The sequence below is a fragment of the Pseudomonas sp. NY15354 genome (assembly GCF_048068075.1).
In the GTDB taxonomy this organism is placed as follows: domain Bacteria; phylum Pseudomonadota; class Gammaproteobacteria; order Pseudomonadales; family Pseudomonadaceae; genus Aquipseudomonas; species Aquipseudomonas guariconensis_C.
The window spans coordinates 213,953-234,554 of the sequence record NZ_JBLUPV010000006.1 but is presented as its reverse complement, the minus strand read 5'-3'; the positions used below and the strand labels follow the sequence as shown (position 1 = coordinate 234,554).

The following is a 20,602-nucleotide window of genomic DNA, read 5'->3' as shown; positions in this document are numbered from 1 at the left end:
CTTTTAAGGTCGATCGCACAGGTTTCGGTGAACGTCCCTTCCCGCCGGAGCCCCGCAGAAAAAGCTTGACCGATCGATCAGAAAAAGGCGAAAAACGGTACACATTACAAACATTTATTTGTGTACAATCATCCAGCCCCTAAACCGCGGGACGGTGGTGGAAAGGGCCTGGACACGGGTCGGCGTCATGATCCTTGCGTTGCCATAACCCTGGTGGTTATCGATACTGGCGCCGATTTTCGACCAACAAGAACACCCAAAACCGTGGAACCTTAGAATGAGCACTGCAATCAGTCCGACTGCTTATAACTATAAGGTCGTCCGCCAGTTCGCCATCATGACGGTGGTCTGGGGGATCCTTGGCATGGGGCTCGGCGTCTTCATTGCCTCGCAATTGGTATGGCCCCAGCTGAACCTGGACCTGCCATGGACGAGCTTCGGCCGCCTTCGCCCGCTGCACACCAACCTGGTGATCTTCGCCTTCGGAGGTTGCGCGCTGTTCGCCACCTCCTACTACGTCGTGCAGCGCACCTGCCAGACTCGGCTGATCTCCGACAGCATGGCCGCCTTTACCTTCTGGGGATGGCAGGCGGTGATCGTCGGCGCGCTGATCACCCTGCCGATGGGCTACACCACCACCAAGGAATACGCCGAGCTCGAATGGCCGCTGGCGATTCTCCTGGCCATCGTCTGGGTCACCTACGGCTTGGTGTTCTTCGGCACCATCGTCAAGCGCAAGACCAAGCACATCTATGTCGGCAACTGGTTCTACGGTGGCTTCATCGTGGTCACGGCGATGCTGCACATCGTCAACCACATGTCTCTGCCCGTCAGCCTGTTCAAGTCCTACTCGGCCTACTCCGGCGCCACCGACGCGATGATCCAGTGGTGGTACGGGCACAACGCCGTGGGCTTCTTCCTGACCACCGGCTTCCTGGGGATGATGTACTACTTCGTACCCAAGCAGGCCGAGCGTCCGATCTACTCCTATCGCCTGTCGATCGTCCACTTCTGGGCACTGATCACCCTGTACATCTGGGCAGGTCCTCACCACCTGCACTACACCGCGCTGCCTGACTGGGCGCAGTCGCTGGGCATGGTGATGTCGATCATCCTGCTGGCACCGAGCTGGGGCGGCATGATCAACGGCATGATGACCCTCTCCGGTGCCTGGCACAAACTGCGCACCGACCCGATCCTGCGCTTCCTGGTGGTCTCTCTGGCCTTCTATGGCATGTCCACCTTCGAAGGCCCGATGATGGCCATCAAGACCGTCAACTCGCTGTCGCACTACACCGACTGGACCATCGGCCACGTCCATGCCGGCGCCCTCGGTTGGGTCGCGATGATCTCCATCGGTTCGCTGTACCACATGATTCCGAAGGTCTATGGCCGCCAGCAGATGCACAGCGTCGGCCTGATCAACGCGCACTTCTGGCTGGCGACCATCGGCACCGTGCTGTACATCGCCTCGATGTGGGTCAACGGCATCACCCAGGGCCTGATGTGGCGCGCCATCAACGACGACGGCACCCTCACCTACTCCTTCGTCGAAGCCCTCCAGGCCAGCCACCCGGGCTACATCGTCCGCGCCTTGGGCGGTGCGTTCTTCGCCTCCGGCATGCTGCTGATGGCCTACAACGTCTACCGCACCGTCCGCGCCTCGAAGCCGGCCGAGGCTGAGGAAGCCGCCAAGATCGTCGTCGTGGGAGCTCACTGATGAAGCACGAAGCAGTCGAGAAGAATATTGGCCTGCTGGCCTTCTTCATGGTCATCGCCGTCAGCATCGGCGGCCTGACCCAGATCGTCCCGCTGTTCTTCCAGGACGTCACCAACAAGCCGGTCGAAGGCATGAAACCCCGCACCGCGCTAGAGCTCGAGGGCCGTGACATCTACATCCGCGAAGGCTGCGTTGGCTGCCACTCGCAGATGATCCGTCCGTTCCGTGCCGAGACCGAGCGCTACGGCCACTACTCGGTGGCCGGCGAGAGCGTGTGGGACCACCCGTTCCTGTGGGGCTCCAAGCGTACCGGTCCGGACCTGGCACGTGTGGGCGGGCGCTACTCCGATGACTGGCACCGTGCGCACCTGTACAACCCGCGCAACGTCGTGCCCGAGTCGAAGATGCCCTCCTACCCTTGGCTGGTGGAGAACAAGCTCGATGGCAAGGACACGCCGAAGAAAATGGAAGTCCTGCGCACCCTGGGCGTGCCCTACACCGACGAGGACATTGCCGGCGCCCGCGACGCGGTCAAGGGCAAGACCGAGATGGACGCCCTCGTGGCGTACCTGCAAGGCCTCGGCACCATCATCAAGAGCAAGCGGTGACACTGATGGATATCGGGATGATTCGCGGCCTGGGCACCGTCGTGGTGATGGTCGCCTTCGTAGGCCTGGCGCTGTGGGTGTTCAACCCACGGCGCAAGAAGGAGTTCGACGAGGCAACCCAGTTGCCGTTCGCCGATGATCCCGAAGCCAGCCGGCACGTCGAGCAAGCGCAAGCGAAAGCTTCTAGGAGCAAAGAACAATGACAACCTTCTGGAGTCTGTACGTCACCGTCCTGACCCTGGGCACCATCTTTTCCCTGACCTGGCTGTTGCTCTCCACCCGCAAGGGCCAGCGCGAGGAAATCACCGACGAGACCGTCGGCCATGCCTTCGACGGTATCGAGGAATACGACAACCCGCTGCCCAAGTGGTGGTTCTGGTTGTTCGTCGGCACCATTGTGTTCGCCCTGGGCTACCTGGTGCTGTATCCGGGCCTGGGTAACTGGAAAGGCATCCTGCCTGGCTACCAGTACCTGGATACCGAAAAGCAGACCGAGTTCTCCAACGGCCAGGCCGGCTGGACCGGCGTGCACGAGTGGGAAAAGGAAATGGCCAAGGCCGACGCCCGCTTCGGGCCGATCTTCGCCAAGTTCGCCGCCATGCCGGTCGAAGAAGTCGCCAAGGATCCACAGGCACTGAAGATGGGGGGCCGCCTGTTCGCCTCCAACTGCTCGGTGTGCCACGGCTCCGACGCCAAGGGCGCCTACGGCTTCCCCAATCTGACCGACAACGACTGGCGTTGGGGTGGTGAGCCTGAAACCATCAAGACCACCATCATGAATGGTCGTCACGGCGTCATGCCGGCCTGGGCGGAAGTGTTGGGCGAGCAAGGCGTGGCCGATGTCGCCGCCTTCGTCCTGACCAACCTCGATGGTCGTACGCTGCCCGAAGGCACCAAGGCCGACCCGGCCAATGGCCAGAAGCTCTTCGCCGCCAACTGCGTGGCCTGTCACGGCCCCGAAGGCAAAGGCACCCCAGCGATGGGCGCGCCTAACCTGACGCACCCGCAGGCGTTCATCTACGGCTCGAGCTTCGCCCAACTGCAGCAGACCATCCGCTACGGCCGTCAAGGCCAGATGCCGGCCCAGGCGCAGATGCAGGGCAACGACAAGGTCCACCTGCTGGCGGCCTATGTCTACAGCCTGTCGCACCAGGACGCTGCAGAACAGAAAGCAGAGTGACCACAGCAAGCGGCCCCGGCGATCAACACCGGGGCCGCTTTTTTGGGGCTGGCAGGATTGATAGGAGGAAGCGCTACCGGATTCCGAAGGACAAGGCACTGAGAAATTCTCTGGTGAACAGGCATCGAGCCTGACTTACCCAGAGGATTTACGAAATGACCTACCCCACCTATCCCGTAGCCCTACCCCCGAAACAGCCTGGCCGCTATGGCAACCGCCCAACACCCAGAGCCTTCGTGTTCGCATCCGATCCACAGTACCCATGGACGCCCGCTTCCGACTACGGCGAGTATGAAAGCGATGCCGACCGCAACAAAGCGTCACAAGCCTTGATCAACGAGCAGTACGCCAGCATTGCGAGCTACCGCGACAGCTTGGGCGGCACGGGCATCCCGGTGATGATCAATGGTGACATGACTGCCTACGGGCACGGCTGGCAACGCAAAGTCCTCTACCCGATCATCGAACGCCACCTGCAAGAGAACTACTACTTCGGCCTGGGTAACCATGACTACAGGAACAACGTCACCGATGAATCCGGGGGCTCATTCAACAACGGCGGGCCCAGGGACAGTGTGATAGATCTGATCGACCATCACCGAGGGCTCGTGGACACGATGGATGTCGCGACCTCCGGCAGCTACAAGCAGACCAGCTATAGCGGCAGCCTGGGGTATAGCATCAGTTTCGGTCGGGTTCGCCTGATCCAGCTGAACAATGAGCCAACCTATCGCGTGGACTTCGACAGTGGCTGGGCATGGCCTTTCGAGCACCGTCACAAGTTCAGGGTCAGCGACGCGCTGGGTTGGCTGGAGGGGCAATTGGAAGAAGCCTATGAGAACGGCCAGATCATCCTGCTCAACCTGCATCAACCAGACGATTGGGACGGCACCGAGGAGGATCTGATGCACTTCAGGGACATGATCAACCACTTCCAGGTCAACGCCGTGTTCGGCGGCCACCATCACACAGCAGCCGGAGGCTGGTATCGCTCTAACAGGCAATATGGCGTGGTGCCCGTCTTTCTGAGTGGCTCGGCCTCCCAGCGAACTTACCTGCTGGCCGAGCTGGACAACGATGCCCAGGGGCTGACCGTCAAATGCGTCAGGAACAATGACTGGACCCAGGCCGAAACCCTGAGGCACCTGAGGCTGTATCGGGCATAGACACTTGCCTGCGGCGGGCACGCCTTGTCAATTGACCTGCGTCAAGGCGAGCCCCATTACACGATAATCAATTACAACCCAATGCGACTTAACGCCGCAGCCACACCCCAGGTGCCATGACGGGCGTATCATGCTCCCAGACACCTGACTGGTAACAAACGCGGCCGGCATGCACTGGCCGCAGCGTTTTTCCACTGCCGTGGGACATGATGATGAGCAAGCAAATTCCGGTACATGACGTCACCCCGCCCGCCAAGAAAGGCAAAGAATCCGTCGACCTCTACGCCTCCCGGGAAAAAATTTACACCCGTGCCTTCACCGGCCTCTTCCGCAGGCTGCGCATGGTCGGCGGGGCGATCCTGTTCCTGCTCTACTTCGGCACCGTGTGGCTGAACTGGGGCGACCACCAGGCCGTATGGTGGAACCTGCCCGAGCGCAAGTTCTACATCTTCGGCGCCACCATCTGGCCGCAGGACTTCATCCTGCTCTCGGGCCTGCTGATCGTGTCGGCCTTCGGCCTGTTCTTCATCACCGTGTTCGCCGGCCGCGTCTGGTGCGGCTACACCTGTCCGCAGAGCGTCTGGACATGGATCTTCATGTGGTGCGAAAAAGTCACCGAGGGTGACCGCAACCAGCGCATGAAGCTCGACAAGGCGCCAATGAGCACCAACAAGTTCCTGCGCAAGGCCGCCAAGCACAGCCTGTGGTTGCTGATCGGTTTCGTCACCGGCATGACCTTCGTCGGCTACTTCTCGCCCATTCGTGAACTGGTCAGCGAATTCTTCACTGGCCAAGCCGATGGCTGGGCGTATTTCTGGGTCGCGTTCTTCACCTTGGCCACCTATGGCAATGCCGGCTGGCTGCGTGAGCAGGTGTGCGTGTACATGTGTCCCTATGCCCGCTTCCAGAGCGTGATGTTCGACAAAGACACCCTGATCGTCTCCTACGACCCACGCCGCGGCGAGACCCGTGGCCCACGCAAGAAGGACATCGACTACAAGGCCAAAGGCCTGGGCGACTGCATCGACTGCACCATGTGCGTGCAGGTCTGCCCCACCGGCATCGACATTCGCGATGGCCTGCAGATCGAATGCATCGGCTGCGCCGCCTGCATCGACGCCTGCGACAACATCATGGAGAAGATGGACTATCCAAAAGGGCTGATCAGCTACACCACCGAACACAACCTGTCCGGGCAGAAGACCCACATGCTGCGCCCGCGCCTGATCGGTTATGCCTTGGTGCTGCTGGTGATGATCGGCCTGCTCGCCACCGCCTTCGCCACCCGTTCGCTGGTGGGCTTCGACGTCAGCAAGGACCGGGTGCTGTACCGCGAGAACGCCCAAGGGCGGATCGAGAACGTGTACAGCCTCAAGGTCATGAACAAGGACCAACGTGATCACGTCTATGTGCTCGACGCTACCGGCCTGCCTGGCCTGCAGCTCGAAGGCCATCGCGAGATCCGCGTCGCCGCCGGCGATATCGTCAGCCTGCCGGTGCAGCTGTCGGTCGCGCCCGAGCAATTGCCCTCGACCACCAACGAAATCACCTTCATCCTCAAGGACGCCGACCAAAGCGCCACCCAGGTTGAAGCCAAGAGCCGCTTCATCGGCCCGCAAATCCGCTGAGAGAGAACTCGACAATGCCTGCCGCAACCGCCGACAGCCCCTGGTACAAGCACCTTTGGCCCTGGATCATCATCGGCATCCTGACCACCTCGGTGTGCCTGAGCCTGACCATGGTCAGCATCGCCGTGCGCAACCCCGACAACCTGGTGAACGACAACTACTACGAGGCCGGCAAGGGGATCAACCGCTCTCTGGACCGTGAGCTGCTGGCCCAGACCCTCAACCTCAAGGCCAGCGTGCACCTGGACGAGCTGACCGGCGAAGTCGACGTACGCCTGACCGGCAACAGCGACCCGCAGACGCTGGAGTTGAACCTGATCTCGCCCACACAGCCAGACAAGGACCGCAAGGTCCAGCTGGCCCGCAGCGAGCCCGGCCGCTACCTCGGCCAGCTCGACGACCGGGTCGAAGGCCGGCGTTTCGTCGAGCTGCTGGGCAGCGAGGATGGCCACGTCTGGCGCCTGTTCGAGGAGGAGAAGGTCGCCCATGGTGTCACCCTGGAGCTGGGTGACGAAGCCCTGCAGGGTGCCGAGCACCAAGAATGAACCGTCGCATGCTTGGGGGCGCTTTGCGCCCCTTTCGCGGCACAAGACATTAAGACCGCGCCAACATGACCCAACCCATCCCCTGCTACCACTGCGACCTCCCCGTCCCCGCCGGCAGCCGCTTCACCGCGGTGGTCCTGGGCGAGTCGCGTCAGTTCTGCTGCCCCGGCTGCCAGGCGGTGGCCGAGTCGATCGTCGCGGGCGGCCTGGAGCACTACTACCAGCACCGCAGCGACACCAGCGCCAACCCCGAAGCCCTGCCGCGCCAGTTGCAGGATGAGTTGGCGCTGTACGATCGCACCGATGTGCAACAGACCTTCGTGCGCCACCAGGGCGAGTTGTCCGAAGCCACGCTGATGATCGAAGGCATCAGTTGCGCCGCCTGCGGCTGGCTGATCGAAAAGCACCTGCGCAACCTGGCCGGCGTCACCGAAGCACGCCTGAACCTGTCCAATCATCGCCTGCTGGTGACCTGGGACGACCGCCAACTGGCCCTTTCTCATCTGCTGTCCGAGCTGCGCCAGATCGGCTACGCCGCCCACCCCTACCAGCCGGACCAGGCCGCCGAACGCCTCGCCCAGGAAAACCGCAGCGCCCTGCGCCGCCTCGGCGTGGCGGGCCTGCTGTGGTTCCAGGCGATGATGGCGACCATGGCCACCTGGCCGGAATTCAACATCGACCTGAGCCCCGAGCTGCACACCATCCTGCGCTGGGTCGCGCTGTTCCTGACCACTCCGATCGTGTTCTACAGCTGCGCACCGTTCTTCAAAGGGGCCGCCCGCGATCTACGCACACGCCACCTGACCATGGACGTCTCGGTGTCGCTGGCCATCGCCCTGGCCTATGGCGCCGGCATCTGGACTGCGATCACCGGCAGCGGCGAGCTGTATTTCGACACCGTGGGCATGTTCGCGCTGTTCCTGCTCACCGGCCGCTATCTGGAACGCCGTGCCCGGGAGCGCACGGCAGCGGCCACCGCCCAACTGGTCAACCTGCTGCCCGCCTCCTGCTTGCGTCTGGATGACGCCGGAAACGCCGAGCGCATCCTGCTGGGCGAGCTCAATCAGGGCGACCGGGTCCAGGTATTGCCTGGCGCTGTGATCCCCGCCGACGGGCGCATCGTCGATGGTCGCTCCAGCGTCGACGAATCCCTGCTCACCGGGGAATACCTGCCGCTCGCGCGCCAAGTCGGCGACCGGGTCACTGGCGGCACGCTGAACGTTGAAAGCCCCCTGACCGTGGAAGTCGAGGCGCTGGGTCAGGCCTCCCGCCTCTCGGCCATCGTCCGCCTGCTGGAACGCGCCCAGTCGGAAAAACCGCACCTGGCCGAAATCGCCGACCGCGCCTCGCAGTGGTTCTTGCTGTTCACATTGGTGGCGAGCGCGGCCATCGGCCTGCTGTGGTGGCAGCTCGATGCCGCGCGGGCCTTTTGGATCGTCCTGGCCATGCTGGTGGCGACCTGCCCTTGCGCGTTGTCCCTGGCCACGCCGACCGCCCTCACCGCCGCCACCGGCACCCTGCACAAGCTGGGCCTGCTGGTGACCCGTGGTCATGTGCTGGAAGGGCTGAATCAGGTCGACACGGTGATCTTCGACAAGACCGGCACCCTGACCGAGGGCCGCCTGGCCCTGCGCAGCATCCACCCCCTGGGGGCGCTCTCTGCCGATCGCTGCCTGGCGCTGGCCGCCGCACTGGAGAACCGCTCCGAACACCCTATCGCCCGCGCCTTCGGTCGCACCGCGCTGCCAGCCGAAGATGTGCAGACCGTGCCTGGACTAGGGCTGGAGGGGCACTTCGACGGGCAGCAGTTGCGCATTGGCCAGGCCACGTTCGTCTGCGCGTTGAGCGGTGCCCAGCTCCCGCCGGTGCCAGAGGCCCGTGGCCAATGGCTGCTGCTGGGCGATCGCCAAGGCCCACTGGCCTGGTTCGGCCTGGATGATCGGCTGCGCGATGACGCGCCCGCCCTGCTCGCCGCCTGCAAAGCCCGCGGCTGGCACACCCTGCTGCTGTCGGGCGACAGCTCGCCGATGGTCGCCGAAGTGGCCGCGCAACTGGGCATCGACCAGGCCATTGGTGGCCTGCGCCCGGATGACAAGCTGGAACGACTCAAGACCCTGCAGGCCCAGGGTCGCAAGGTGCTGATGCTGGGCGACGGGGTCAACGACGTGCCGGTACTGGCCGCCGCCGACATCAGCATCGCCATGGGCTCGGCCACTGACCTGGCCAAGACCTGCGCCGACGCGGTGCTGCTGTCCAACCGCCTGGATGCGCTGGTGCAAGCCTTCGACCTGGCCCGGCGCACGCGCCGCAATATCATCGAGAATCTGCTCTGGGCGACCCTGTATAATGGCCTCATGCTGCCGTTCGCCGCCCTCGGCTGGATCACGCCGGTCTGGGCGGCCATCGGCATGTCGGTCAGTTCGCTGATCGTGGTGCTCAATGCCCTGCGCCTGACCCGGCCCAGAGGCGCGAGCCTGCCAGCGAGCGAGACGCCCGCGACCGAAAGGAAACCGCTATGCCCGCCCTCTACGTCATGATCCCCGCGGCCCTGCTGATCGTCGGCGTGGCCGTGTACATCTTCTTCTGGGCAGTGGACAGCGGCCAATACGACGACCTCGACAGCCCCGCCCACAGCATCCTGTTCGACGACCAGGACCCCCGCCACCAGGCCGCGGTCAAACCCGACCAAAGCCAGTCCGACGACAAGGATCCGCCCGCCCGTGCCTGACCTGCTTCCATTGCTCGGCTCGGCGCTGGTCCTCGGCCTGCTCGGCGGTGGGCACTGCCTGGGCATGTGTGGCGGCCTGATGGGCGCCCTCACGCTGGCCATCCCCCCGGAGCAACGCAGCCGTCGCCTGCGCCTTCTGCTGGCCTACAACCTGGGGCGTGTGCTGAGCTACGCCACCGCCGGCCTGTTGCTGGGCCTGGCCGGCGTGGCGCTGGCCAGCAGCCCTTTGGCCCAGGGGCTGCGAGTGGTCGCCGCCCTGCTGCTGATCGCCATGGGGCTGTACCTGGCGGGCTGGTGGAGTGGCCTGACTCGCATCGAAGCAGTGGGTCGCGGCTTGTGGCGGCACATCCAGCCCGTGACCACCCGCCTGCTGCCCGTCTCCAGCCTGCCCCGTGCCCTGTTGCTTGGTGCCCTATGGGGCTGGCTGCCCTGCGGCCTGGTCTACAGCACTTTGTTGTGGGCCGCCAGCCAGGGCAATGCCGCTCATAGCGCGGCCCTGATGCTGGCGTTCGGCATCGGCACCTGGCCGGTCCTGGTGGCCACGGGGCTGGCCGCCGAACGCATCGGCGCCCTGCTTCGTCGGCGCGGTGTGCGCATGGCCGGGGGGGTGCTGGTGATCCTGTTCGGCCTGTGGACCCTGCCAGGGCCGCACCAGCATTGGTTGATGGGGCACTGACGCGGCACCACCCTGCCAGCGCATCCAGACCCCGTTGATGCAAATCAAGACGGGCTCCGACAGGCCGCCCTAGACTCCGGACACTGCCGCTCTCTCCGGGGACCACCATGCTCGACGACCTACGCTGGGACTGCGACCTGATCCGCCGCTACGATCTGGCCGGCCCACGCTACACCTCCTATCCGACCGCCATGCAACTGCACGGCGAAGTGGGTTCGTTCGACCTGCTCCACGCCCTGCGCGAGAGCCGTCGCGCGGTCCGCCCACTGTCGCTGTACGTCCACGTGCCGTTCTGCGCCAACATCTGCTACTACTGTGCCTGCAACAAGGTCATCACCAAGGACCGCGCCAGGGCCCAACCTTATCTGCAACGCCTGGAGCAGGAAATCCAGCTGATCGCCTGCCATCTGGATACCAAGCAGCAGGTCGAGCAATTGCACTTCGGCGGAGGCACGCCCACCTTCCTCAGTCATGTCGAACTGCGCCAACTGATGGCCACCCTGCGCCAGCACTTCCACCTGCTCGACGATGATTCCGGCGACTACGGTATCGAGATCGACCCGCGCGAAGCGGACTGGTCGACCATGGGCCTGCTGCGCGAACTGGGCTTCAACCGTGTCAGCCTGGGTGTACAAGACCTGGACCCAGCCGTCCAGCGCGCAGTCAATCGCCTGCAAAGCCTGGAGCAGACCCGCACCCTGATCGAGGCCGCACGCACCCTGCAGTTCCGCTCGGTCAATCTCGATCTGATCTACGGCCTGCCCAAGCAGACCCCTGAAGGCTTCGCCCGCACCGTCGAGGAAGTGATCCGCCTGCAGCCGGACCGCCTCTCGGTATTCAACTACGCCCACCTGCCCGAGCGTTTCATGCCCCAGCGACGCATCGACAGCACTGAGCTGCCGACGCCTTCGGCCAAGCTGGAAATGCTCCAGGCCACCATCGAGCAACTGACCGGCGCCGGCTACCGCTACATCGGCATGGACCACTTCGCCCTGCCCGACGACGAACTGGCCATTGCCCAGGAAGAAGGCACCCTGCAGCGCAACTTCCAGGGCTACACCACCCACGGCCACTGCGACCTGATCGGCCTGGGTGTATCGGCCATCAGCCAGATCGGCGATCTGTACTGCCAGAACAGCAGCGACCTGGCCACCTACCAGGACACGCTCTCCACCGCCCAACTGGCGACCCAGCGCGGGCTGCTGTGCAACCCGGATGACCGGCTGCGCCGCGCGGTGATCCAGCAATTGATCTGCCATTTCGAACTGGACTTCGACACCATCGAACAAGCCTTCACCATCGACTTTCGTGGCTACTTCAAGGACCAGTGGCCGCAGTTACAGGTGATGCAGCGCGATGGTCTGATCAGCCTGGATGCCAAGGGCATACGGGTACTCCCGGCCGGGCGCCTGCTGGTGCGCTCGGTGTGCATGGTGTTCGACGCCTACCTGGCCATGCACAACCAGCAGCGCTTCTCTCGGGTGATATGAACTGACCGAGTCGATCAACCGCATGGACAGAACGCCTTGTCAGGCACACTATGGGCAATTGACAGGCCTCGGCACACTCCCGCCGAGGCCCGGCCAGGTCGCACCACAATAGCGCGCGCTGGCCTACAACCTATGCTGTGAGTTACCCTTACAGCTTATGTGTGCTTTCCCACAAGGATCGATAGAAATGTCCGAGCCAGTCAAACTGCGCCCACACAACCAGGCCCATTGCAAGGATTGCAGCCTGGCCCCCCTGTGCCTGCCGCTGTCACTCAATCTGGAGGACATGGACGCACTGGATGAAATCGTCAAGCGTGGCCGTCCCCTGAAGAAGGGTGAGTTCCTGTTCCGCCAGGGTGACAATTTTGGCTCGGTCTACGCCGTACGTTCCGGCGCCCTGAAAACGTTCAGCCTCAGTGATGGCGGCGAAGAGCAGATCACCGGCTTCCACCTCCCCAGCGAGCTGGTCGGGTTGTCGGGCATGGACACCGAGACCTATCCGGTATCGGCCCAGGCCCAGGAAACCACCTCGGTCTGCGAAATTCCTTTCGAACGCCTGGATGAACTGTCGGTCCAGCTGCCGCAATTGCGTCGCCAGTTGATGCGGGTGATGAGCCGGGAGATTCGTGACGACCAGCAAATGATGCTGCTGCTGTCGAAAAAGACCGCAGACGAACGTATCGCCACGTTCCTGGTCAACCTTTCCGCCCGCTTCCGCGCCCGTGGTTATTCTGCCAACCAGTTCCGCCTGAGCATGTCGCGCAACGAAATCGGCAACTATCTGGGCCTGGCGGTGGAAACCGTGTCGCGGGTGTTCACTCGCTTCCAGCAAAACGGCCTGATCAAGGCCGAGGGCAAGGAAGTGCACATCCTCGACCCGATCCAGCTGTGCGCGCTGGCGGGTGGCGCGATAGAAGCCTGAAGCCGCACCGGCAAGGTATACTGGCGCATCCGTTTTCCAGGAAAGCCACATGCACAGCGATACCTTCGACCTCAAAGCCCTGATCCGCCCGGTCCCGGACTTTCCCAAGCCGGGCGTGATCTTCCGCGACATCACCCCTCTGTTCCAGTCGCCGCGCGGGCTGCGCTATGTGGCCGACCAGTTCATCGAGCGTTATGTCGAGGCCGAGTTCAGCCACATCGGTGCCATGGACGCCCGGGGCTTCCTGATCGGCTCGATCATTGCCCACCAGTTGAACAAGCCCCTGATCCTGTTCCGCAAGCAGGGCAAACTGCCGGCCGACGTGCTGTCGGAGGCTTATCAGACCGAGTACGGCGAAGCGTTCCTTGAAGTGCACGCCGACAGCCTGTGCGAAGGCGATTCGGTGTTGATCTTCGATGACCTGATCGCCACCGGCGGCACTCTACTGGCGGCTGCCAATCTGATCCGCCGCACCGGTGCCGAAGTGTTCGAAGCTGCGGCGATCATCGACCTGCCTGAGCTGGACGGCTCCCGTCGCCTGCAGGCTGCAGGTGTGCCGACCTTCTGCCTGACCGAGTTTTCGCTGAGCGAATACTGAAGTCGTGCTGCGCCGGGGCCGCAAGGCGGCCCTGCTCATTGATTCAGAGTGAAATCGGCTTACGCCCGGCGAAGGCATGAGCCAAGGTTCCACCATCCACCAACTCCAGCTCCCCCCCCAGCGGCACGCCATGGGCAATGCGCGAGGCGATCAGGCCTTTCTCGGTCAGCAGTTGAGCGATGTAATGGGCAGTCGCCTCCCCCTCCACCGTAGGGTTGGTCGCCAGGATCACTTCGGTGAAGCTCCCCTGCTCCTCGATCCGCGCCATCAACTGTGGAATCCCGATTGCGTCCGGCCCGAGCCCGTCCAACGGCGACAGGTGCCCCTTGAGGACAAAGTAGCGGCCTCGGTAGCCCGTCTGCTCCACGGCATACACATCCATCGGACCTTCCACCACGCAGAGTTGAGTGTCGTCTCGGCGCGTGTCGGCGCATTGCGGGCACAGCTCCTGCTCGGTCAGCGTCCGGCATTGACGGCAGTGGCCGACGCCTTCCATGGCTTGGCTCAGGGCCTGGGCCAGGCGTAGGCCACCACTGCGGTCGCGCTCGAGCAACTGCAGGGCCATACGCTGGGCGGTTTTCTGACCGACACCGGGCAGTGTGCGCAGGGCGTCAATCAGTTGGCGAATCAGGGGGCTGAAGCTCATGGGAAAGGCCTGACAGATCAATAGGAGGCGGTTTATACCGGCCGGGGTCATATACGTCAAATACACCCTCCTTCAAGCGGCCACAAGCAGCGACCTCATCTCCCGACGCGCTTGTGCTTGTGCTTGTGCTTGCTCTTGCTCTTGCTCTTGCTCTTGCTCTTGCTCTTGCTCTTGCTCTTGCTCTTGCTCTTGCTCTTGCTCTTGCTCTTTATGCGCGATTGCCCAGACGCCGCCAATCGCGACTTCAGGAGGCCGAGTGGAGGCACCCGTAGGGGCAGGCGCGCAGCGCCCTTCGGCGTGAGCCGAAGTCGCGAGATGGAGACTTGCGCAGCAAGTTGGAGGCCGCGAAGCCCCGGAGGGTGTCGCAGCGGAGGGAACCCCGGAGCGCAGCGCAGGGGCCGTATGCAGGAGCCAGCCTTTTTTGGTTACTTTTTGGGGCGTTTGCCAAAAAGTGACCCGCCGTAAGGGCGGAAAAGGGAATCAGCGCCCCCATCGCAAAAGGATATATTCACCGCCATTAGCCCCCTGAAAACCACCTCTAGGGGCCTGGAAATAGCGTAAATATCCGTTCCCTGCACCGGCGCAGACTCACCTTTTCGCCCTTACGGCGACCTCCTTTTTTTCTTGGAAAAAAGGAGGCAAAAACCGCCTGCTCCTGCATCCGGCCCCTGCGCCTCGCTCCGGGGTTCCCTCCGCTACGGCGCCTTCCGGGGCTTCGCGGCCTCCGACTTGCTACGCAAGTCTCCATCTCGCGACTTCGGCTACGCCGAAGGGCGCTGCGCGCCTGCCCCTACAGGCACCTCCACTCGGCCTCCTGAAGTCGCGATTGGCGGTGTCTGGACTATCGCGTATGAAGAGCAAAAACTACGGGCACGGGCATGGACATGGGCAACGAACGCGTTGTAACTGATGTGTTGGGTCAGCATGGCTTTTCACAAGCCAAATAAAAAGCCGCTCCGATCATCGGTAGCGGCTTTTCAAGGTGCAACCAGTCTTGCCGGCCAAGCAACCGTTAGAACGGCATCTTGAAGCCCGGCGGCAACTGCATGCCTGCAGTCATGCTGCCCATCTTCTCCTGGCTGTTCTGCTCGACCTTGCGCACGGCGTCGTTGACCGCAGCGGCGATCAAGTCTTCCAGCACTTCCTTGTCCTCTTGCATCAGGCTGTCGTCGATGCTGATTCGCTTGACATCATGACGACCGGTCATCACCACGCTGACCAGGCCGGCACCGGATTGGCCAGTCACTTCAGCATTGGCCAGCTCTTCCTGCATCTTGGCCATTTTTTCCTGCATCTGCTGGGCCTGCTTCATCAGGCCGGCCATGCCACCTTTCATCATGGGGTACACCTCGATTGGGTCATATGATGCGCCCTGGCTCGCGACTGGACGCATGGTTATCCGTTTATTCGCCCTGGCTGACCAAGGCTTGCACAGGCTCAATAGTATCCTGTCGTACCGTCGCACCGAACTGCCGGATCATCTGCTGGATGAGTGGGTCCTGTTCGATCGACACCTCAGCCTCGCGCTGGCGCTCCGCGCGCTTGCGGGCCGCGGCCTGGGCCGGAGTTTCCTGCTCGGGGCGGATCAGTTCGATCTTCAGTCGCAGGGTACGCCCCAGGTGCTGGTTGAGCGCTTCGTTCAGACGACGCTGCTGGGTCGTGTTGAACAGCGCACCCTGCCCTGGATCCAGGTGCAGCAGCCAATCGTCACCATCAGCGGCAATCAGCGTACAGTTTGCGGCGATGTTGCCTGTCATACCGGAGACAGGCAACTGTGGGAATAATTCCAGCCATTGCAGGGCTAGACCTGTGGCCGGCTTGGCCGCCGGCAGAGGCTCCGGCGCCTTGGCCGGTTCGGCTTCGTGTACATGCTCGGCCAACTCGTCCAAGTAGCTGAAACCGGCCGGGTCGCTGTCCGGCGTGTAGTAATCCTCATCCAGCGGCGGCTCGTCGTCACGATCCATACCGGCCAAGCCGTAGGCAGACGGATCGAAGGGCGGCTCGTCATCGCTGGATTGGCTCTGGTTGGGCACTGGAACAGGCTGAGCCTGCGGCGCGGGCGAGGCGTCGGGCACTGGAGGCGCGGCCGGCTCTTCCCACGGCAAGTCGATGACGTCCTCAACCACCACGTCCGGCTCCGGCGCAGAAACCTCGACCTGCGGCTCGGGCTCAGGCTCAGGTGCCGGTTCTACAACCGCTGGCGGCGGCTCGATCGCCGGCACAACGGCTGGCTCGACAGCAGCAGGTACTTGGGCCACAGCCGCGGACTGCTCGGGAACGCTGGCAACAGGCGGCTCGACGACAGGTGCCGCGGCTGCCACCGGTTTTGCCGGATCAGCTGTGGCCTGGCTGATCCCCACCGGCTTTAGTGCCGGCTTCGGCGCATCTTCGGCATCCGCCGGGCGGAAGGCCAGCATCCGCAGCAGAACCATCTCGAATCCGCCCCGCGGATCCGGCGCCAACGGCAGGTCCCGACGACCGATCAGGCCCATCTGGTAATAGAACTGCACATCCTCGGCCGGCAATGCCGAGGCCAGGGCCAGTACTCGGTCGCGATCGCCCTGGCCATTGTCCACGGCCTCGGGCAGCGCCTGGGCAATGGCGACCCGGTGCAGCACATTGAGCATCTCGGCCAGCACGCCATTCCAGTCCGGCCCCTGTTCGGCGAGGTTGCGCACCGCTTCCAGAAGCGCCCGGGCATCGCCCTCCAACAACGCCTGGAGCACGCCATACACCTGACCATGATCGAGGGTACCGAGCATCGCCCGGACATCGGCGGCCAGCACCTTGCCCTCGCCGAAGGCAATGGCCTGATCGGTCAGGCTCATGGCGTCGCGCATGGAGCCGTCGGCCGCACGGCCGAGCAGCCACAGGGCATCTTCCTCGAACGGCACATTCTCGGCGCCCAGCACATGGCTCAGGTGCTCGACCACCCGCTCCGGGCTCATGTTCTTCAACGAGAACTGCAGGCAACGCGACAGAATGGTCGCAGGAAGCTTCTGTGGATCGGTGGTGGCGAGGATGAATTTGACGTAGGGCGGTGGCTCTTCCAGCGTCTTCAACAGGGCGTTGAAGGAGTGGGTGGAGAGCATGTGCACTTCGTCGATCAGGTAGACCTTGAACCGCCCACGGCTCGGCGCGTACTGCACGTTGTCGAGCAGTTCACGGGTGTCTTCGACCTTGGTCCGGCTCGCGGCGTCGATTTCGATCAGGTCGACGAAACGCCCTTCGTCGATCTCCCGGCAGACCGAACAGGTACCGCACGGCGTAGAGGTGATACCGGTTTCGCAGTTCAGGCACTTGGCGATGATGCGCGCGATCGTGGTCTTGCCCACGCCGCGAGTGCCGGTGAACAGATAGGCATGGTGCAGGCGCTGGTTGTCCAGGGCGTTGATCAAAGCCTTGAGCACATGGGCCTGGCCGACCATTTCGCGGAACGAGCGCGGGCGCCATTTACGTGCAAGAACCTGATAACTCATCAAAAAACCATCGCAACCTGAACAAGCGGAAGATCGCTAATGCTAGCGGAGCGGGGGCAAAATTGCACCCTGCCGAACTCGTCTAAGCTATGGACAAGCGCACGCATTGGCAGCGATCAAGGAGGATTGACGTGCAGCGAGCCCTGCTCATCCTCATGCTCTGGGCCGGCAATGCCCTGGCCGAGCAACCCGTGCTGCGATTTTCCGTGGCCGAAAGCTGGAGCATGCCCCTGATTCGCATCGAGCAGGACCAGCCCGTGGAGGGCATCCTGTACGACCTGATGCAGACCCTGGCCCAAGAAGCGGGCATACGGGCGGAGTATCACGTGATGGCGCGCCTGCGGGTGCAACAGGCCATGGACGCGGGAGAGGTCGATGTGCGCTGCCATGTCACCCCGGCGTGGTTCGACGACCGATTCGACAGGTTCCTGTGGAGCGTCCCCCTCCTTCACCAGCGCGACCTGCTGGTCGGCAGCCCTGGCCAGTACACGCCTACCCGTCTTGAACAATTACCCGAACAAGCAGTAGGCACGGTACTGGGCTACCGCTACCCTGCCCTGGACTCACTGTTTGCCCAAGGTCGGCTACTGCGCGAGGACAGCCGCAACCAGGTACTCGCCTTGCAAAAACTCCAGGCCGGCCGCTACCGCCATGCCGTGAGCAACGAATTCTCACTGCTATGGTTCAACCGCACACTCCCCCCTGAGCAACGATTACAGGCCCTCGCCGTACTGGAAGAGCAGGACCTGAGCTGTATCGTGCGCAACGACCCGGCAGTTCCCGCCCAGGCAGTACTCCGCGCACTGGCGCACATGAAGCAATCGGGCCAGATCGAGCGAATCCTGCAGCGCTACAGCACGCCGTCAACACAGCCGGTCAGTTCGCAGACAGTGACGTCGTCCCAGATTTCCGATCACTGACCCTCACCACGACCCCGCCTGCATTACCACAGCGCTCAAGAACAACCCCATTCCAAACACCCCATGCGTCGCCACGCTGCGCATGCAACTGGCCAGCGACCTGGGCCAAGCCGCGGGATTCTCATTGGACGAAGTGGGGGCGATGCTGGTGGAGCAGCAGGTCGATCGACAGATGCTGCAGGACAAGGCCGAGGAGCTAGATCAACGAATCAAGCGCTTGCAAGCGATGAGCAAAGGCCTACGTCATGCAGCGGCGTGCCCCGAAGAAGATCACCTCAACTGCCCGACCTTCCAGCGTCTGATGAAGCTTGCTGCCGCCGGTACACGAGCGAAAAAGCAGGCCAAACCTCAATAACCATGTGATTCCCGGAACGGCTGGCTCTTGTGATAGGCCACCCACTCCTCCACTTCATAGGGCAGGTAAAGCTGACGCCGCGCCCGTGAAAGCGCGATGTACACCGCGCAGACCCGGGCATCGAACGCATAGGCGTCCCTGAAGGGGTCCGTGCTCATCAGTTCAGGCGTCAACAGCACGCGCTCGAATTCCAGCCCTCCCGCGTCCTGGGCCAGCATCAACGAGATGCTGCCGGGCTGGCCCGATATCCGAGCCTTGACCTTGTTCAGCTCAGCGATCCGGAAGCCTTCCTGCAGCCTGGCCTCGACCCACAAGAATGCACCGTCGTGCTGATGAATATCGCGAACTTGCCGCCAGTCCGTGGTGTGAGCGAAGTACGGATGCGATTCGTCCCTATCCTGCTCGCCTCTGAACAACCTGATCGCGCTTTCCATGAAACCCTGCAGGTTCATCTGCTCGGCAAGGGCGATTGCGTAATGCTTGCCCGCCAGCTCCATGGCCCACTTCATCGCGTCCCAATGGGATGCGGCCAACACCACGCAGTCCTCCGGCGGCACAAAGCCTTCGGGATAGAACTCCACGCCGACCTCGGCGCTACCCGCGCCCTCGAACGCCAGCTTGGACTTTTGCGAATGCACGCTGATCAGCGGATTGATCAAGCGCTCCACCTGAGGCCCACTGCGCACGGAGAAGGTGATATCGCGCTGGCGCACCTCTCGCTGCCTGCGCAATCCCGGCCCCCAGGCGCGCTGGTACTCATCGCCAAGCGTAATCAGGACCTGACGGCCGCGCTCGATGATCTGCAGCAAGGACGCCGGCACGTCCTGGCTCTCGTCGATGATCACATGGCTATAGCGCGCCGGCACGCTGCAGCCGGCAAGGCTTGCACGCTTGATCAACAGCAGTGCCAGAAACCCCGTATGGCTGTCCCACGCCGGATTGGCCTGCAGGTAGGTCCACAACCGGCTTGAGTACTCCAGCAACACCCGGCTGTCGATGTTGGACAAGGGCTGCTCGAAGAACGGCAGATGCCGGGCCGTGATGCTGTAGTCCCAGGATTCGCAATAGTTCTTCAATAGTTCGAGGCAAATCTCCAGCGCTTTCTCTGGCCCGTACTGACGAAAACCGAGAATACCCAGCTCCTCGGCCAAGGCACGTTTGCGCGGCAGCCTCACGGCCTTGGCAGGCGCGCGCCGCGAACCTTGCAACAATTCTTGGGCGAACTCACCAAACGTCTTGCCTCGCTTGCTGTCGGCAGCGACACCCAGGCGGCGGCGCAGGGTGTGCAATTTGCCCGGGGTACGCGCCAACGGCAGCACCCTCCCCGCTGGCAGGCAGTCCATCAATGCGCCGAGCAAATAACTCTTGCCGATACCGGCATAGCCTTGGACATGCAGGTCCTCGTCCGGATTGGCCCGCACGACCCTGACCAGCTTGTCCTGCTCGGCGGTGAGCCAGCGCTCCCTGTCGAAACCCGTGATCGCCTGCTGACGAAACGGGTTGTTGCGCAGGTAACGGCGAATCTTGAACTCGAAATCCCATTTGCCATCAGGCAACAGATACTCGCCGGCCGCCACTTCGTCAGCCATCAGCAAATGCAGCTTCGAGCCTTTGATGGCTTCCAAACCGAAATACAGCTTTCGCGCATCGAACAACCGCCGCGCTTCCGACAACAATCCCACCCCTGGGGAATGACGAACATCGACCGACCAGGCGAGAAGCTTGGCCAGCACCTTCTCGGCCGCCGCTGGATCGAGCACCTGCCCCTTGGCCTCGGCAAGATTCTGGACGACCAGTACCGCAGCCAGCTGCGCATCGCCCAGCGCATCGAGCGCACCGTGATCCGGAGCATCGAGCAACCCCTGGCAAGTCTCCAGGGTGACCGGCAGAAACACGGGGTTGGTGAAATCGTAATGTTCAGGTTGCATACGCGCTCACGGG

The 20,602-nt window shown here is 63.0% G+C and carries 19 protein-coding genes and 1 pseudogene; 15 read left to right on the top strand and 5 right to left on the bottom strand.

Annotated elements, in window-relative coordinates; all coding sequences use genetic code 11:
- Positions 1-277: 277 nt before the first annotated feature.
- The 13 genes from ccoN (at position 278) to ACNFCH_RS09120 (ending at position 13,261) form a co-directional block, all read left to right on the top strand.
- On the top strand, positions 278-1,720 hold the full coding sequence (gene ccoN, locus ACNFCH_RS09180) for a cytochrome-c oxidase, cbb3-type subunit I (RefSeq protein ID WP_070092081.1): 1,443 nt from the start codon (positions 278-280) through the stop codon (positions 1,718-1,720).
- Positions 1,720-2,328: a cytochrome-c oxidase, cbb3-type subunit II gene (ccoO, locus tag ACNFCH_RS09175; protein WP_043212301.1), complete on the top strand. Its 609-nt coding sequence runs from the start codon at positions 1,720-1,722 to the stop codon at positions 2,326-2,328. Before ccoN ends, ccoO begins: the two co-directional genes overlap by 1 nt.
- A gap of 5 nt (positions 2,329-2,333) precedes the next feature.
- Positions 2,334-2,531 (top strand): CcoQ/FixQ family Cbb3-type cytochrome c oxidase assembly chaperone, encoded by a 198-nt coding sequence (locus ACNFCH_RS09170; RefSeq protein WP_070092136.1) that lies wholly within the window; start codon positions 2,334-2,336, stop codon positions 2,529-2,531.
- Positions 2,528-3,508, top strand: a complete 981-nt coding sequence (gene ccoP, locus ACNFCH_RS09165; RefSeq protein ID WP_337157033.1) for a cytochrome-c oxidase, cbb3-type subunit III — start codon at positions 2,528-2,530, stop codon at positions 3,506-3,508. The genes ACNFCH_RS09170 and ccoP overlap by 4 nt, the downstream gene beginning before the upstream one ends.
- A 155-nt stretch (positions 3,509-3,663) precedes the next feature.
- A complete protein-coding gene (locus ACNFCH_RS09160) occupies positions 3,664-4,674 on the top strand; it encodes a metallophosphoesterase family protein (protein WP_337157034.1) in 1,011 nt (336 codons plus the stop codon).
- A 212-nt stretch (positions 4,675-4,886) separates the two neighbouring features.
- On the top strand, positions 4,887-6,302 hold the full coding sequence (gene ccoG, locus ACNFCH_RS09155; RefSeq protein ID WP_196163590.1) for a cytochrome c oxidase accessory protein CcoG: 1,416 nt from the start codon (positions 4,887-4,889) through the stop codon (positions 6,300-6,302).
- Positions 6,303-6,316: 14 nt separating this feature from the next.
- Positions 6,317-6,847, top strand: a complete 531-nt coding sequence (locus ACNFCH_RS09150) for a FixH family protein (RefSeq protein WP_337157035.1) — start codon at positions 6,317-6,319, stop codon at positions 6,845-6,847.
- Between the two features lie 65 nt (positions 6,848-6,912).
- Complete coding sequence (locus tag ACNFCH_RS09145; protein ID WP_416742651.1) at positions 6,913-9,384, top strand: heavy metal translocating P-type ATPase; 2,472 nt, start codon at positions 6,913-6,915, stop codon at positions 9,382-9,384.
- Positions 9,363-9,575: a cbb3-type cytochrome oxidase assembly protein CcoS gene (gene ccoS / locus ACNFCH_RS09140; protein ID WP_416742650.1), complete on the top strand. Its 213-nt coding sequence runs from the start codon at positions 9,363-9,365 to the stop codon at positions 9,573-9,575. The genes ACNFCH_RS09145 and ccoS overlap by 22 nt, the downstream gene beginning before the upstream one ends.
- Positions 9,568-10,251: a sulfite exporter TauE/SafE family protein gene (locus ACNFCH_RS09135; RefSeq protein WP_416742649.1), complete on the top strand. Its 684-nt coding sequence runs from the start codon at positions 9,568-9,570 to the stop codon at positions 10,249-10,251. Before ccoS ends, ACNFCH_RS09135 begins: the two co-directional genes overlap by 8 nt.
- Before the next feature lie 107 nt (positions 10,252-10,358).
- A complete protein-coding gene (gene hemN / locus ACNFCH_RS09130) occupies positions 10,359-11,741 on the top strand; it encodes an oxygen-independent coproporphyrinogen III oxidase (protein ID WP_196163585.1) in 1,383 nt (460 codons plus the stop codon).
- A gap of 187 nt (positions 11,742-11,928) precedes the next feature.
- A complete protein-coding gene (gene fnrA / locus ACNFCH_RS09125) occupies positions 11,929-12,663 on the top strand; it encodes a Crp/Fnr family transcriptional regulator FnrA (RefSeq protein WP_070574256.1) in 735 nt (244 codons plus the stop codon).
- A 49-nt stretch (positions 12,664-12,712) separates the two neighbouring features.
- A complete protein-coding gene (locus tag ACNFCH_RS09120) occupies positions 12,713-13,261 on the top strand; it encodes an adenine phosphoribosyltransferase (protein ID WP_070092090.1) in 549 nt (182 codons plus the stop codon).
- Between the two features lie 43 nt (positions 13,262-13,304).
- Here ACNFCH_RS09120 and recR read toward each other — a convergent pair whose 3' ends face one another.
- From recR to dnaX, 4 genes are all read right to left on the bottom strand, one after another.
- Positions 13,305-13,907, bottom strand: coding sequence for a recombination mediator RecR (gene recR / locus ACNFCH_RS09115; RefSeq protein WP_070574258.1), 603 nt, complete (start codon positions 13,905-13,907; stop codon positions 13,305-13,307).
- Positions 13,908-14,002: 95 nt separating this feature from the next.
- Positions 14,003-14,143 carry a hypothetical protein gene (locus tag ACNFCH_RS09110; protein ID WP_416742648.1) on the bottom strand — a complete coding sequence of 47 codons (141 nt, stop codon included), beginning with the start codon at positions 14,141-14,143 and terminating at the stop codon, positions 14,003-14,005.
- Between the two features lie 776 nt (positions 14,144-14,919).
- Positions 14,920-15,246, bottom strand: coding sequence for a YbaB/EbfC family nucleoid-associated protein (locus ACNFCH_RS09105; protein ID WP_043212277.1), 327 nt, complete (start codon positions 15,244-15,246; stop codon positions 14,920-14,922).
- Between the two features lie 64 nt (positions 15,247-15,310).
- Positions 15,311-17,386 carry a DNA polymerase III subunit gamma/tau gene (gene dnaX, locus ACNFCH_RS09100; protein ID WP_337157041.1) on the bottom strand — a complete coding sequence of 692 codons (2,076 nt, stop codon included), beginning with the start codon at positions 17,384-17,386 and terminating at the stop codon, positions 15,311-15,313.
- 131 nt (positions 17,387-17,517) lie between these two features.
- On the opposite strand from dnaX, the gene ACNFCH_RS09095 reads away from it, so the two are divergent.
- Positions 17,518-18,306, top strand: a complete 789-nt coding sequence (locus ACNFCH_RS09095) for a substrate-binding periplasmic protein (RefSeq protein ID WP_337157042.1) — start codon at positions 17,518-17,520, stop codon at positions 18,304-18,306.
- Positions 18,307-18,406: 100 nt separating this feature from the next.
- Positions 18,407-18,661: pseudogene (locus ACNFCH_RS09090) on the top strand (MerR family DNA-binding protein); the annotation flags it as partial.
- On the opposite strand, the gene ACNFCH_RS09085 reads toward ACNFCH_RS09090, so the two are convergent.
- Positions 18,655-20,589, bottom strand: a complete 1,935-nt coding sequence (locus ACNFCH_RS09085; RefSeq protein ID WP_416742647.1) for a hypothetical protein — start codon at positions 20,587-20,589, stop codon at positions 18,655-18,657. The pseudogene ACNFCH_RS09090 and the gene ACNFCH_RS09085 overlap by 7 nt on opposite strands.
- Between the last annotated feature and the right edge of the window lie 13 nt (positions 20,590-20,602).

Coding starts and splice junctions, on each gene's coding strand:
- ccoO (WP_043212301.1), top strand. CDS start 1,720: ATGAAGCACGAAGCAGTCGAGAAGAATATTGGCCTGCTGGCCTTCTTC.
- ACNFCH_RS09085 (WP_416742647.1), bottom strand. CDS start 20,589: ATGCAACCTGAACATTACGATTTCACCAACCCCGTGTTTCTGCCGGTC.
- ccoP (WP_337157033.1), top strand. CDS start 2,528: ATGACAACCTTCTGGAGTCTGTACGTCACCGTCCTGACCCTGGGCACC.
- ACNFCH_RS09120 (WP_070092090.1), top strand. CDS start 12,713: ATGCACAGCGATACCTTCGACCTCAAAGCCCTGATCCGCCCGGTCCCG.
- ACNFCH_RS09160 (WP_337157034.1), top strand. CDS start 3,664: ATGACCTACCCCACCTATCCCGTAGCCCTACCCCCGAAACAGCCTGGC.
- ccoS (WP_416742650.1), top strand. CDS start 9,363: ATGCCCGCCCTCTACGTCATGATCCCCGCGGCCCTGCTGATCGTCGGC.
- ACNFCH_RS09170 (WP_070092136.1), top strand. CDS start 2,334: ATGGATATCGGGATGATTCGCGGCCTGGGCACCGTCGTGGTGATGGTC.
- ACNFCH_RS09145 (WP_416742651.1), top strand. CDS start 6,913: ATGACCCAACCCATCCCCTGCTACCACTGCGACCTCCCCGTCCCCGCC.
- ACNFCH_RS09105 (WP_043212277.1), bottom strand. CDS start 15,246: ATGATGAAAGGTGGCATGGCCGGCCTGATGAAGCAGGCCCAGCAGATG.
- ACNFCH_RS09150 (WP_337157035.1), top strand. CDS start 6,317: ATGCCTGCCGCAACCGCCGACAGCCCCTGGTACAAGCACCTTTGGCCC.
- recR (WP_070574258.1), bottom strand. CDS start 13,907: ATGAGCTTCAGCCCCCTGATTCGCCAACTGATTGACGCCCTGCGCACA.
- fnrA (WP_070574256.1), top strand. CDS start 11,929: ATGTCCGAGCCAGTCAAACTGCGCCCACACAACCAGGCCCATTGCAAG.
- dnaX (WP_337157041.1), bottom strand. CDS start 17,386: ATGAGTTATCAGGTTCTTGCACGTAAATGGCGCCCGCGCTCGTTCCGC.
- ccoG (WP_196163590.1), top strand. CDS start 4,887: ATGAGCAAGCAAATTCCGGTACATGACGTCACCCCGCCCGCCAAGAAA.
- hemN (WP_196163585.1), top strand. CDS start 10,359: ATGCTCGACGACCTACGCTGGGACTGCGACCTGATCCGCCGCTACGAT.
- ccoN (WP_070092081.1), top strand. CDS start 278: ATGAGCACTGCAATCAGTCCGACTGCTTATAACTATAAGGTCGTCCGC.